Origin of the sequence: Scytonema hofmannii PCC 7110 (genome assembly GCF_000346485.2) — a bacterium.
In the GTDB taxonomy this organism is placed as follows: domain Bacteria; phylum Cyanobacteriota; class Cyanobacteriia; order Cyanobacteriales; family Nostocaceae; genus Scytonema; species Scytonema hofmannii.
Genome location: NZ_KQ976354.1, coordinates 1,708,845 through 1,721,798 on the forward strand (window position 1 = coordinate 1,708,845; position 12,954 = coordinate 1,721,798).

Here is a 12,954-nt window from a genome sequence, read left to right on the forward strand (position 1 = left end):
ATTCCCGGCAACGGGATTGAAACAACTTACTAGAACCTACATCTATATTATCTAAAAGCTTGAAACTCAGCGATTCCCGGCAACGGGATTGAAACGAATGTCATTATTTAACCACATATCAAAATCTCGAATCTTGAAACTCAGCGATTCCCGGCAACGGGATTGAAACAATGGGTTTTTGATTCTCTATCCATTTGGTTGAGTTGACGCTCGATCGCGTCGCTAGTGCTATATTAACTAACAGGTGCTAGACTTTCAAGCACCATGCGAAAAACTCTACTAAGTGTAGATAACGGGAGAATAAACGGCACTAAATGATATGCCTTCAAAAAAACCGCAAGTAAGTATAAGGCTGGAGCATGATGAGTATGAGCATCTGCACGAATGGGCGGAATCCGAATTTCGCACCCCATCCGCGTTAGCGGCAATAATCATCAAAAAAACACTTAGCGATCGCGGGTCATCAAATTTATCTACTAATGAACTTATCGACCAAATTAAAAAGTTTCTTGCTCTGTTGCTGGGTGAACGCGATCGCAATGGCATTAGCTACGTACTACTGGGTCAAACTCTCGGCATAGATCCCGAAAAACTTCACCAACTCTTTTTATTGGTTCAAGAATGCAGAGCAGAGAAAGAGAAAACAAAACAATGATTGATATAAAGTTACTAACTTCACTAACAACCAATGCAACGATCGCTACTGAACCATACCCGCACCACAGGAGAAGTAAGAAATGACCCAAGCCTTAACCAAACAAGTAACTTTTGATGAATTTATTGCTTGGTATCCAGCAAACACGCAACAACGCTATGAACTACGTGATGGAGTAATTATTGAAATGCCGCCACCTACAGGAGACCACGAACAAGTTATTGGATTTTTAGTCGGAGAAATAGTTGGGGAATACAAACGTTTAAAACTTCCTTACTTCATCCCTAAGACAGCATTTGTTAAACCGACCAAGAGCGAATCAGCTTACTCGCCTGATGTGCTGCTACTAAACACCCCTAACTTAGCCAATGAACCTCTGTGGAAAAAAGAGTCAACTGTATCGGACGCTGCATCAGTTCCCTTAGTCATTGAGGTAGTAAGTACCAACTGGCGCGACGATTATCACAAAAAGCTTGCTGACTATGAAGAAATGGGTATTCTTGAATACTGGATTGCAGATTACGCAGCGTTAGGTGGGCGTAAGTTTATTGGCAATCCCAAACAGCCAACTTTCTCTGTGTGCCAGTTGGTTGAAGATGAGTATCAAGTCAGTCAGTTTAGAGGGAACTCGCGCATTGTCTCGCCTCTATTCCCAGACCTGAATTTGACTGCTGACCAGATTTTTCAGGTAGTAAGCCGCAATTGACTGCCAATCTTTCCAAGTAGAAACTACCACCTGCAATACGGTTCGGATAAGCACGCACCTCAGAAACCCGGTATCTTTGAGATACCGGGTTTCTCTGGTCGCCATTACTGTTAACCGATCCGTATCGCTACCACCTGGGTACGATCGCCTACGATACATAATGAGTTTGTGACGAAAGCTGAAGGCGATCGCAACCGGAATACGCCCTTTCCATAGCCATGCTATAAATAATTCAGTAAACAAACCAAGGCTCCAGTCCCAATGACAGAGCGATTAATTCTTACTAAAATGTTCAGTAATTACGCTGATACATTTATTATGTTGGGTTTAGCCCGACTTGCCGAATATGCTTTGCATAAAACAAAACAAAAAAGTTCAATTCAATTGATAGATAGAGGTACAGCCTATATTCTCCAATTCAAACAGCCTATCAATATCGAACCCATTACCAAAATCCGTTATGCTGACCCTTTTCCTGTGGTGAAAGGAAAAAACACTGATACCAACAAGATTCCTCAAGATGTGGAAATTTTTGACACGGTAGAACAAAGCAAGACTCGTAAGCTTTATCGAGATTTTCTCTTTCAACAGCGAGGAAAAATCGAAAACTCAGAGGAAGCACCTAAACCACCGGATTCACGCACTCAAAATGGTGTGTTTCTCGCACAAATGCGTTGCGATCGCAATCATAATGACCTATGGATGGATAGTTGGGAATTACAGGAAAACTATGGTGCTTTAATTGCAGCACTTTTTGAGGGTTTTAGTCAAAAAGATGGGGGAGTTGAGACAGTTGCAAAAATATTCCAAAAAAGCACGGGTTGCAAATTACCAAGTAAAGCGAGTGCTGTGAAAGTTTATTTACCAACCTCTGTACTAGGAGCAAACCGGATTAAAGCCGATAGCAATAAATTCGATCCGCAAAAAGCAGATTGGTTGAGTTTGTGGTTGATTGCTACTGGGTTATTTCATTATGGAATTGCTGAGAGGGTAAAAATAAGCGATCGCGTTTTTGATTGGAGAGTTGTAGCACTGCAACCCCATGATATCCAATTCCAAGACTATTGCAGTGTCATTAAAAAATTGCTTGTCTATAACCCACCAGGGGGAGGACATGGAATTGCTCGATTTGATGCGGAGTTAGTACTGCGGTTTTGTCAAGAATTGCTCAACCACCATTCTGTTTCCAAGGAAATTGGAGAACCGGAAAAGTCAGAGGATGATTTTGATGATTTTGACATTTCCGCTAAACCCGTCAATAAATTTGTCAGCAACTTTGCGGGAACTAATTTCGGTTCAAAAGGACAGCTATACAAACAAAGCAAAGCTACGCAGGCTATGCATTAGTCCGCGCAGGCGGACTTGGTTTGTATAGCCCCAGAATTCTATTCTGAGGGGCAATGTGCGCTCATTGGGATGCTCCCATAAAAACAGAACTATCCAATCTACAACTTACAATCCATAATTCACAAACCCAACCAAAATGTCTAACCAAAACTTCCCAGTTTATTCACTCTCCATCAGCGGTTTACTTTCCTGGCAAATTCATGCCCTCAATAACGAAGGGAACGAAGGTAATCAATCATTAACCCGCCGTTTTTATATCATCCAAAAAGGTGGAAATGAACCTGAATATGTTAACGGTGTTTCTGGCGATATGCTCAAACATATTCAATCCGAACATTTACACCGCCTTGCTTTAGAATCTGGTTTAAGTTTATCCGCAGGAGGAAAACAATTTAATCCCGATCGCATTGGGTACGATATCGAGAAAAACCTACCTATATTTACCAACAAAGATACGGATTTAGCCACCAAAACCGCCAAAATTCTACAACTTTGCACCATCAGCGATTTAGAAGGGTTTATGGTGACAGAAAAGAAAGGACAAACCCTCAAACGAGAATCAGTCATTGAATTTGGTGCAGTTGTTGGTTTACCCACCTACGTCAAAACCCAAAGCTATTTCCATGCTAAATACGGTATCGACAATCCTACTCCTTACAACGTCCAAGTGAGTTCCGGGTTGTATGCAACCGTCCTCAATGTAGAAGCATTCCGTATCGGTTACAATCCCCACAATTTTAGCTACAGCATCGACGCAACCCAACGCAAACAACGTTTAGACGCACTCCTCAAAAGTATTCTTTACACCTATATGCAACCCAACGGAGCCAAACGCAACACCCATCTACCTCACCCCGACTATTTTGAAGGAGTCATTACCGTTAGTACCCGTCGCTGTCCCGCACCCATGTTAAGCCCATTGGAAGAAAGTTACAACCGTCAAATTCTCAGCTTGGCAAATACCTTAAATAACCTCAATGGTGAAGGGACAATTCGCTGCTTTGAGTTCGATTCAATGGCACAATTTGCCGAACAAATCCAAACCATCATAGAACAAGGACAACCCTGGGAGAGCGAAAATGCCGAAGCAGTCGAATAATCCAAACTCCCCTCTCTTACGAGGAGAGAGGTTAGAGAGAGTATGGTTGACAGTCTCATACCAACCCGTGAGCCTATTCACCCTCAAACGTTTCGATGCAACCAGTATGGCAGCTCGTTCTAACCTAGTTCCCACACCCTATGCAATCAAAATGGCACTACTCAAAGCCTTACTTGAAAGCCAGGGAAAACAACACCAAGACAATTTTGATACCTGGATCGAAAGGGAATTTACTTGGATTCGGGATTTGCAAATATACATCCTTCCACCAGAACAACTAGTAGTCAATCGCAATGGTTATAAACTCAGATACTTCGACCAAATCGTAGATAAAGCGGACAAAAGTAGAACAACTCGTCCCATGCAAGACGGGTTTGTATTTCGGGAATGGATACATTTACAGGGAGAATTGCAAATTTGTGTAGGAATTCATGAAGATGAGTCAAATAAATTACAAGATAATCAACAAAATAAGTTACAAGAATTAACCAAACTTTTTGCCCAAATCAACTACTTTGGTAAAAAAGGTTGCTTCTTTCAATACTTGCCCGACCGTACCCAAACAACAAACCAACCTACCTTTATCCCCAACCCTAATGACAGTTTTACCATCCAACCAATGGATGATTTTGGTTCAAAAACCACCTTCAACCGGATAAATCCCTTTTCTAAGGACAAAGCCCAACTCGACAAAGATAGAATCATCAAACCAGGATTTTTACCCTTAAAACTTCGCTCTACAAGTGCTCGTTATGACTTCTACCAAAGAGACTGATACTCCAAAAACTACGAATCTCTGGGTCAATCAACCAAAAACCGAACCAACTTTCGCCGGACTAAGTGTAATTTTACGCCCCACTCAAATAAATACCACCCCAGTTAACTTAAGCAAATGGCTACAACAGGAAGATATTCAGGATGATATTAACCCCATCTGGATACCCCTACGCAAAACCGATGGCGTGACAAAAATTATGCCCGTACTGCCAGACGCAAATTTATACGACAATTTTATGGGGATGCTATGGAGGCAAATTGCGGGTAATAATCTGGTTGAATGGCGACAAAGACTTTATGAAATCAGTGGTGTGGAAGTTAATTCCGATTCCCTTCACAGAATTCAAATCGCTGTTAATTCAGTTCAACCCCTTCCTCCCACCCTAGCACGTGCTATCCATGCGTTGTGTTTTCGCTGGTTTGCCAACACCAGCCCAGAATTAGCCCAAATCATACACCAACAAGAAACCCTACCTCTGACAACAGGATGGGAATACTGTTCTCCTAAAAAAATCCTCCTCAAAATAAGCTTGTTGCAAAAAGAATTACTCGCTCCTTTATTGTGGGGAATGAATGCAGACTTAGGGCAGGAAATTACCATAGCAGGAATTCCCTGTCGAATGGAAGGTTGGATTGACATTACCCAAACAACTAGCTTCGAGAAAATTGCTCAATTACCAACCCAAAATACTATCGATTTGCGATTTCTCTCCCCCACCAGCTTCAAACAAATTAAAAACGTCCAACCTTTTCCCCTACCCGACTTGGTTTTCAACGGATTATTACGACGTTGGAATGTATTTGCACCAGAAGCCTTAAAATTCCCTAAAATCGAATGGAATGTGATTATTTCCGGCTACGAGCTGAAAACCTACGCCATGAAAATGGAAGGTGGAGCGGAAATCGGTGCAGAGGGATTCGTTCGATATAAATTTACAGACAGCGAACAAGCTAGAATTGCCACTATTTTAGCTCACTTTGCCATATTTGCTGGAATTGGCAGAAAAACTGCGATGGGTATGGGACAGGTTGAAATCGCATGACTGAAAATTATTTACCTCTGGCTTATCTTAACGCTTGGGAATATTGCCCGCGCCGATTTTACCTGGAATATGTGCTGGGGGAAATGGAAGATAACGAGCATATTATTTTAGGTCGCCATTTACACCGTAATATTAACGAAGAATTAGTGATTACCGAAGGAAATACCATAATTCGCCAACAACAATGGGTATGGAGCGATCGCCTGAAAATTGTCGGAATTATCGATGCGGTGGAAGAGTCAGAAGGGCAACTAGTGGTCTGTCAAGAATTAATTGACGGATAGAGGCGCTTTAATTTAATACGGGCATCAACGGTTGTAAATTGCCAATCTACTTTACCAAAATAAGGAAGAAGGAAGAGGAAAGAGGGAAGAAGGTTGGGATTTTCGTTTATATCTCAAAGTCTAACTCTCTTTCTTCTGACAAATGGGTCAAAAGCCCCTCAATTTATTGATGGATTCATAAAGGTTTTTCACTCTGAAAAATCTAGTTAAAAGTCAACAAACCATTGACCAAGTGAGGGGAATCGAAGGTTTAGCAGCAAGGGAATATTTTGCCTGTTGGCAAAAAATGGTAGGTAAACAATGGACATTCAATGGACGCAATCGCAATCCACCCACCGATCCAGTCAATGCTCTATTGAGCTTTTCCTATGCTTTGCTGAAAACCCAAGTCACTGCTGCCGTTCATCTGGCTGGACTTGACCCATATATTGGTTATTTACACGAAGTCCACCACGGACAACCAGCAATGGTATTGGATTTGATGGAAGAATTTCGCGCTCTTATTTCCGATAATATCGTGTTGGGAGTATTGAGCAAACGGGAAATTCAACCCCAGGATTTTACTGAAAGTTTAAGTGCATACCGTCTTTCCGATGCTGGAAGAAAGACTTTTTTAGACTCAGGTAGGTTCTGTGTGTAGGACTTTATTGTCTGGGGTAAGGGTTTATTGCCAAGAGTTGAACTTTATTGTTTTTATACAGAAGGGAAGACAGCGATTTAGGGTTAAACTAAACAATGTAATACACGGAGGAGGCTAATGTCAGCTTTATCGAAAACTTTTGTCAGGGAACGCAAGAATGAGGGTTTCAGCCGATGTTTCTAGATCGGGTGAGAGCGATTGCAAGCGATCGCAAAATATGCCACATACAACCCTATTGCTCAAAAAGCGAATTTTGAGGGGATTTCAGCCAATGGTGTACAACCGCTTAAATAAAGGTCTAGTAAGAGTTCTGGAAAACTTTGCGCTCTACTGACTGTTGAAACGGGACATTCAATATCATTGGACTTTAGATAAAAGGAGATGATTCTTGTCAAAAAGCGCTGATTTATCGGGGGAAGACGTAATTAGGTCTTGTGTAACACCGAATTTACCTGATAAAGAGACTCAGGCATCTTCATTAAGGAAAGAATTTGTTTTTGTAGCTCAGACAGAGGCGAGATGAAGATGGTAGAGTCATTCGTGCCACCGTACCCACAGTAATCATCTCTGACCATTTTGGTGCGTACACACCTTCTATGGCTAGCCACATCAGTAAATCTCGCAACGGTGCAGAATAGAGGACACACGCATCCAAAAGTGCCATAGGATAGGTCATGGTAGATCGTAGAGTCCCATATCTTGTGCTTCTTTGGTCAACTCGGACATGATGGCAGATTGTCGTTGTTTTTCAGTTTTTTGATAATGAAGCAGATCTTGGAGCAGTACGCGGCGATAAATCCCTACTTTTCGTGAAGGAATCGTGCCTTCATCCAATAGTTTTACCAGATAGGGACGTGAGACTCTTAAAATATCCGCCGCTTCTTGGGTGGTGAGTTCGGCACTGTGAGGCAAGATAGTTACAGGCTCACCACGGCTTACCGATTGTAGTACATCGATCATCAATTGAAACATGCCGCTTGGGATGGTGATGCGGGTATCTTGCATATCAGAATCAAGGATTGCAAGGGTGATGGGATCGGGAGGATTGGCGATAAACGCCGAGATAGCTTCTAAGGCTTGGCTTGCAAGGGTAATTGCCTCAGAGGTAGGGGTATAGGGTTCGATGGGGCGATGGGTAGCCATACACATTTTCCTTCGCACAGTGCGCGATCGTCATACTCTATAAGTCTATCGATATTCTCGAAACACTCGCAACAGTAAAAATAGTCGAAAAATTACACAATTTTTTCAAGGCGATCGCAAATTGGCAAGAGGCACTCAATCAGTATAAAAATAATCCGTCAGCTACGGCGGTTGTGAATGAAAATTTGGCGCGTGCTTACCAACAAATAGGAGAAAATAAAGCGGCGATCTCATCACTGTCGGCAGCAATTTATGACTATGGGGCAGCTGCCGATCGCTACATTCTGTCTACCCCCATGTATAACTTCAGCATTCCGGCTGTCCTCAAATCTTACATTGATTACATCGTCCGTCCCAGACGCACTTTTGCAATCGATGATAACGGGTTCAAGGGGTTAGTCACTCACAAAAAGATGCTGGTAATTACGGCTCGCGGTAGCGATTTTCGCCCCGGTTCTGCGTTTGCTTCCCAGGATTTCCAAGAACCTTTTTTGAGAACTGTATTTAACTTCATTGGCATTACGGATATTCAGTTCATCCATGCCAATGCACTCAACTCCGATCTGCGAGAGCAATCTTTAGCAGAAGCCAGAACTGCAATTCAAGATTTGGCACCTTTCTGGTAAAGTTCTTTTCCGTGCGATAATTGTGTCCTGTAAAAGCGCCTGCTATCGATCCTGATATGCTTAGAAGCAGGGTCGAGAACTTTATCGAGCGAAATGAAGGTAAACCAGAGGAAGGTCAATCATGAATCTAGAGGAGTTGCCAGGAGCAGAGTTAATCATATCAGGAATAGACGATCTTCATAATGGCGAGACGAATACAGTTGCATCTTTGTTAGTTGCGATCGCAGCAACGCGCTTAACCGAAGCAGGCTTGGATATCCCAAAAGATCGTCTAGCCCCAGAGCCTGAACTGACCTTGTGCCCTCTACGCTCTCAATGCACAGAAAGTAAGCAAGGTCGCAGTATTTCTATCCATGAGTCGCGAGTCTTTACTTGTAGAACTGCGTGAACGTCAAACTACTGAGAGCGGACGTGCGAAACTTCGCGAACGTGTTAGTGTCGAACATACTCTAGCTCATATCAGTCAATGGCAAGGAGATCGGGCTCGCTACATTGGTTTACGCAAAAACCTTTTTGATCTTCGACGTATGGCTGTTGTCCACAATCTCCACGTTCTTGCTCGTATGTCTGAAACTAATACTGTTCAAAATCTCTAATTTTATTAACATAAACTATGCCAAAGCAGCACTAAAAGAAAACGCTGAAAAACTTTCGGTAAATCTCTGGGTTGACTGCGCTCTTTGTTGTCGATATGTCACCAAATATTCCCTGTGAAAATTTTGTCTTAATACTTCAAAGCACTTCTTAAAAAAAATCAGTATTCTTTTCTACGGGTGCCTTTTTTTGTCGGTGCCAACTTAATAACGCGTTCGGCGCTTTCATCGGGGATTTTTTCTAGTATTTATCGAAGTCATTTTTTAACTTTTAGATAAAGTATTGAGTTGACAATTTACGAGAATCGAGCAATTTTAGGGAAATAGTAAATGTAAGATGTATTGATATTAATCGCGGTGAATCAGTTGTCCTTGTTGGTTTTCGCAGAGCGCTTTTGTGAAAACCCTTCAGGCACCTTTGTGAGATGCTCGCTTTTTTTCAGCTATCAAATCGACAAGATTGTATAAAGCTTTGAGGAATCTACATCACCGCTTACCCATACTATGCGTAGTTTGTCAACACCTTCTACTCGACCGGCGCTCTAGGTACGCTTTTTAAGTAATTCAGATGATATTAGATCTGAATCCTTACCTTTTTGTAAAAGCCCTTCTTTGTGTCCTGTTCTCAGCGTCTTTGTGCCTTGGCGTGAGATACATGATATTAACAGCCAAGACGAAGCAGATAAACGATTTTTGTTCATAAACATGAATTAAGAGCTACAATTAAATACATGAAGTTAATTTAACTAGAAAAATAAAATGCAAGTGTTAACACTTACTGACAAAATTGACTCTGATGGGCATTTGCGCTTAGATGTCCCAACTGAATTTCCAGAGGGAAATGTTGAAATTGCCTTGGTAATTAACCCAAATATTCAGCGAAAATCAGAACCCAAAAAATATGACTTCTCTGACTTAGCCGGAAAATTAACCTGGCAAGGTAATGCCGTTACTAACCAAAGAAGCTTGCGTGATGAGTGGTAAACATTATTTACTGGATACCAATGCCATAATTGCACTATTACAAGGTAACAGCAAGTTAGTGCAACAAGTACAAAATATCGACGATTAAGATCTACTAGCTCAAGTTTACAGCAATTTGGGACAACCTCGTAAAGCAATCGCGTGTTGTGTGGTCAACTGGTAGATAAGTCGAAAAATCTAGTCAGTCGGGATATAGAATGCATTCCAGAAAGTGCTACACAAATAGCAACAGAGTGTCGGTATTTATTATGCTAGCTTAATCATTAACTTTGGTTTGATTTTAAGTGAATTTGTTGCTTTCGTATCCTATCTAGAATCCGTTTTTCTGCTACTTCTAAGTGGTCAAGTCCTTCTAAGGATTTTTGTTTTTCCTCTCGCACTATTTCTAAATTCTTAATGAGATACTCGCCACTTAAATAATAGTCGAACAATCGCAATGATTCTTCATCTGTAAGCTCTCTCCCTGCAAATAGATTACTTCCAAGGTCTTCTACTTTATCAATCCAAGCATTTGCTTCTTCTGGGGTCATCGCCTTGTCTCCAACGCAGCTTATACTCTTCTAAAAATTGTAGCGCTTTTTCTTCTGTTAATATCATCTCTCTCGATCCATCTGGATTTTCTTCAAATCCAATACTTTCATAGGATTCAATGGCTCTAGGTATCGCAGCTACTTTGAATATTCCACTTATGTTTGAAGACCCAGAGGTTATTTCTTCAATAATATCTGCAATTAACCAAGGTGCTGCTCCTTTCCTCGTTTCTGCTATGGGTTGAGGTAAACAATTCCAAGGTGCCGAGCAAAGTATATCTATCAGTACATATTGTTGCCGTTCGTCATATAAATAAATTTCTCCAATTCTATATTCAATAATTGCACCAGCTTGGAGCATATTATCACTTACTACTCCTCTAAACATGGTTGGATTATCACGAGCATAGTCTAACAACTCAAACGACTTAGATATACAATCTCCAAATGTAGTTCCTAAAGGATTGCGTCTATCTCTACTGTAAAATTCCATCAAATAATTTTGTATTTTATCTTGCCAATATAATAGATTGCTAATTACCCTTCTATCAGCATAGTTTACGTAAGAAAATTGGTTTCTTGTCATTTCAATAGATTCGGAGAATATCAATATAGATTTTACTATATTTAACAATCCCCACTTAACAGCAATTGTTCATCCGGTAGTCTATATAATCCTTGTGGCTCCATGATTGGGTCGCTTTTTTCCAAGTCCGCGATGTTAGTTCAACATAACGTACATCACAAGTTGTATAGGCGGAAATTAATACATCACCTGGATTATTGCGTAAAGCACCAGAACCTTGCGGATATGTACTATTACTCAATAATTCCAATCAATATTTGCATTAAAACATCTAAATCATCAGGCACACGATACAAAGTAATGTCTTGAGTAATATGAAGTGGTTGTTGTTCTAATAAACCAAAACGCCAAGTATCACCTAGTGTAACTGCACCGTAAAGAGTATCTTGTTCTTCTGCTATTGCCAAAGCGATTAACTCTGCTGATAATTGAGTAAAACCTCTTGACAAATCGTCGTTTTTAGCCTCAACTACCAGAAAATTTTTACCTCTTTCATCTGCATTGATATTTCGCAGTAAGTAATCTAGATTACCTTTGAGCCAAGCACTTACCTGGAGAGGATATTCTAAACGCATTTGACACTTACAAAAACGCGCTAGTTCCGAAAGTACTGGTGCCACCATAATTTCTCGACGTGCAGTTTCGCTTGATAAAGTTACCAGTGGTAACAACTCCTCAATTTGCTGACGTAATTCAGGTAAACGTTGTGGTATGCGTTGAGAAGAGGGTAAGGTCATACGCGCACGTGAAAAGCTATAACCTAATTCCGCTAAAATATCTTCTGTTTCATAAGGTAACTCGAAGTAAGAACGAAAAGTGTAACTAGTTCCTTCTTGTAAAATTTTTGGTTTAGACATAATAAATCCAACATACAGCTATAAGAAAGCTTCCTAACTGTTCTACGTTGTGAAGCCCAGTTAGCTTAATTATAAGTATGTAACCATCCTGTTAAATCTCTGACCAACAAAAAATACATATCCACGTATTTTTGTCAAGTTCATTATTGACAAATTTTAATGCGTTTGCCCTAGAATAAGAGACAAAATATTATCCTTCAAACTTTAGATCGGCGTCTCAGACCCTTAGAGAAGTAAGCTAGTAAAAATGCTGTCATCCCCATCATTCCTAAATTCCAGTTTGCTGTAGTTAGAACTGTTGTAACAATGACTAACAATAAAATTAAAATATATTTAACCTTCATGTGTATATTCACTCATCTTCTCTTTGCGATTTAAGCTCCCTCACGCACTCTTGTGCAACACCTATAACTAGTCCTACGCTAGCACCAATTAAGGCGTATCTGTTGTGTAAGTCTTGGTAGTACTGACCTTCAAATTTCAATTCGTTAAAATTACGCTGACCAATTTGAGCAGCAGCCAAACCAATTACCGATCCCACACAAGCAGTTATAACACCTGAGAAAATGACCAGTCTAATATTCATAATTTCCTCCTATTGTGATGATTACACTTTCCATTCACCACTTCTCTCAATTCGCTGTTTCTGGTTGGAAATGCACAGAGGCGAAGTCTCTCAAGAAGGCATTCCTAGGCTCCGTCTGGGAACGAGAAATAAAAAAGCACTAGTGGTGCAAAAAGAAATTGTAGAACAGATATACAACGGTGATTGTAAATAAAATGTGATTGATCCAATCATCTGCATTCCATTTCTTAAACATTTTTGTTACCTTTATTTATAAAGGTTTTTACTGACAGTATTGTACATGATTTTTTTTCTTTAGAACGATCAACTTTACGATTGATAATATTGACCAAATGTAAAGTGGTACAAATCTTGAAATTTATATATAGAAAAAAAGAAATTGATTGATTTAGGACTTACGCGATCTCAAGGCTTTTTGGGAGTGTTACACGTTGTCGATCCCCCCAACCCCCCTTATAGCAGTTTTCACCTAAATGAACCACATCGTTGGTAGTGGTG

General features: G+C 40.6%; 18 protein-coding genes, 1 pseudogene and 1 CRISPR repeat array (1 of these 20 cut by a window edge). Of the genes and pseudogenes, 12 read left to right on the forward strand and 7 right to left on the reverse strand.

Translation table 11 applies throughout. From position 1 onward, the window contains the following. Window positions 1-169: a CRISPR direct-repeat array (repeat unit 37 nt; unit sequence CTTGAAACTCAGCGATTCCCGGCAACGGGATTGAAAC); it begins 162 nt to the left of the window's first position. A gap of 150 nt (window positions 170-319) precedes the next feature. Both WA1_RS07260 and WA1_RS07265 read left to right on the forward strand, forming a co-directional pair. Next, window positions 320-655, forward strand: a complete 336-nt coding sequence (locus WA1_RS07260) for a hypothetical protein (protein ID WP_017747900.1) — start codon at window positions 320-322, stop codon at window positions 653-655. Between the two features lie 82 nt (window positions 656-737). After that, on the forward strand, window positions 738-1,361 hold the full coding sequence (locus WA1_RS07265) for a Uma2 family endonuclease (RefSeq protein WP_017747901.1): 624 nt from the start codon (window positions 738-740) through the stop codon (window positions 1,359-1,361). On the opposite strand, the gene WA1_RS54750 is transcribed toward WA1_RS07265, so the two are convergent. Beyond that, entirely contained in the window at window positions 1,302-1,604 is a 303-nt protein-coding gene (locus tag WA1_RS54750) for a hypothetical protein (protein WP_148662645.1), read from the reverse strand. The genes WA1_RS07265 and WA1_RS54750 overlap by 60 nt on opposite strands. 45 nt (window positions 1,605-1,649) lie before the next feature. Between WA1_RS54750 and WA1_RS07270 the strand changes: the two genes are divergently transcribed. From WA1_RS07270 to WA1_RS56720, 7 genes are all read left to right on the forward strand, one after another. After that, complete coding sequence (locus WA1_RS07270) at window positions 1,650-2,708, forward strand: hypothetical protein (protein WP_201789073.1); 1,059 nt, start codon at window positions 1,650-1,652, stop codon at window positions 2,706-2,708. 136 nt (window positions 2,709-2,844) lie between these two features. Beyond that, the gene (locus WA1_RS07275) at window positions 2,845-3,807 is read left to right on the forward strand and encodes a DevR family CRISPR-associated autoregulator (protein ID WP_017747903.1); all 963 of its coding nucleotides are present in this window, start codon (window positions 2,845-2,847) and stop codon (window positions 3,805-3,807) included. Next, complete coding sequence (locus WA1_RS07280) at window positions 3,788-4,582, forward strand: hypothetical protein (RefSeq protein WP_026135159.1); 795 nt, start codon at window positions 3,788-3,790, stop codon at window positions 4,580-4,582. Before WA1_RS07275 ends, WA1_RS07280 begins: the two co-directional genes overlap by 20 nt. Continuing rightward, a complete protein-coding gene (cas6, locus tag WA1_RS07285; RefSeq protein ID WP_017747905.1) occupies window positions 4,560-5,627 on the forward strand; it encodes a CRISPR system precrRNA processing endoribonuclease RAMP protein Cas6 in 1,068 nt (355 codons plus the stop codon). Before WA1_RS07280 ends, cas6 begins: the two co-directional genes overlap by 23 nt. Then, window positions 5,624-5,911 (forward strand): CRISPR-associated protein Cas4, encoded by a 288-nt coding sequence (locus WA1_RS07290; protein ID WP_017747906.1) that lies wholly within the window; start codon window positions 5,624-5,626, stop codon window positions 5,909-5,911. The genes cas6 and WA1_RS07290 overlap by 4 nt, the downstream gene beginning before the upstream one ends. 193 nt (window positions 5,912-6,104) lie before the next feature. Beyond that, on the forward strand, window positions 6,105-6,551 hold the full coding sequence (cas1, locus tag WA1_RS07295) for a CRISPR-associated endonuclease Cas1 (RefSeq protein WP_272819415.1): 447 nt from the start codon (window positions 6,105-6,107) through the stop codon (window positions 6,549-6,551). A gap of 157 nt (window positions 6,552-6,708) precedes the next feature. Beyond that, a complete protein-coding gene (locus WA1_RS56720) occupies window positions 6,709-6,885 on the forward strand; it encodes a hypothetical protein (RefSeq protein WP_158516606.1) in 177 nt (58 codons plus the stop codon). A gap of 144 nt (window positions 6,886-7,029) precedes the next feature. On the opposite strand, the gene WA1_RS58555 is transcribed toward WA1_RS56720, so the two are convergent. Beyond that, entirely contained in the window at window positions 7,030-7,227 is a 198-nt protein-coding gene (locus WA1_RS58555; protein ID WP_201789074.1) for a hypothetical protein, read from the reverse strand. Beyond that, a complete protein-coding gene (locus WA1_RS07300) occupies window positions 7,224-7,694 on the reverse strand; it encodes a helix-turn-helix domain-containing protein (RefSeq protein ID WP_017747908.1) in 471 nt (156 codons plus the stop codon). The genes WA1_RS58555 and WA1_RS07300 overlap by 4 nt, the downstream gene beginning before the upstream one ends. Window positions 7,695-7,867: 173 nt before the next feature. Here WA1_RS07300 and WA1_RS07305 point away from each other — a divergent pair, with 173 nt between their 5' ends. The 3 genes and pseudogenes from WA1_RS07305 (at window position 7,868) to WA1_RS07315 (ending at window position 9,897) form a co-directional block, all read left to right on the forward strand. Continuing rightward, window positions 7,868-8,320, forward strand: coding sequence for an FMN-dependent NADH-azoreductase (locus WA1_RS07305; RefSeq protein WP_017747909.1), 453 nt, complete (start codon window positions 7,868-7,870; stop codon window positions 8,318-8,320). A gap of 295 nt (window positions 8,321-8,615) precedes the next feature. Beyond that, a pseudogene (locus WA1_RS54755) lies at window positions 8,616-8,916 on the forward strand (transposase); the annotation flags it as partial. A 756-nt stretch (window positions 8,917-9,672) separates the two neighbouring features. Beyond that, window positions 9,673-9,897, forward strand: coding sequence for a hypothetical protein (locus WA1_RS07315; protein WP_017747912.1), 225 nt, complete (start codon window positions 9,673-9,675; stop codon window positions 9,895-9,897). 263 nt (window positions 9,898-10,160) lie between these two features. Here the strand turns inward: WA1_RS07315 and WA1_RS07320 are convergent, their stop codons facing one another. The 4 genes from WA1_RS07320 to WA1_RS07335 all read right to left on the reverse strand — a co-directional run bounded on the left by WA1_RS07320 (window position 10,161) and on the right by WA1_RS07335 (window position 12,456). Then, entirely contained in the window at window positions 10,161-10,427 is a 267-nt protein-coding gene (locus WA1_RS07320; protein ID WP_017747914.1) for a hypothetical protein, read from the reverse strand. Next, entirely contained in the window at window positions 10,396-11,013 is a 618-nt protein-coding gene (locus WA1_RS07325; protein ID WP_017747915.1) for a hypothetical protein, read from the reverse strand. Before WA1_RS07325 ends, WA1_RS07320 begins: the two co-directional genes overlap by 32 nt. A 233-nt stretch (window positions 11,014-11,246) precedes the next feature. Further along, window positions 11,247-11,870: a hypothetical protein gene (locus WA1_RS07330; RefSeq protein ID WP_017747916.1), complete on the reverse strand. Its 624-nt coding sequence runs from the start codon at window positions 11,868-11,870 to the stop codon at window positions 11,247-11,249. 352 nt (window positions 11,871-12,222) lie between these two features. Beyond that, window positions 12,223-12,456 carry a hypothetical protein gene (locus tag WA1_RS07335; protein WP_017747918.1) on the reverse strand — a complete coding sequence of 78 codons (234 nt, stop codon included), beginning with the start codon at window positions 12,454-12,456 and terminating at the stop codon, window positions 12,223-12,225. Between the last annotated feature and the right edge of the window lie 498 nt (window positions 12,457-12,954).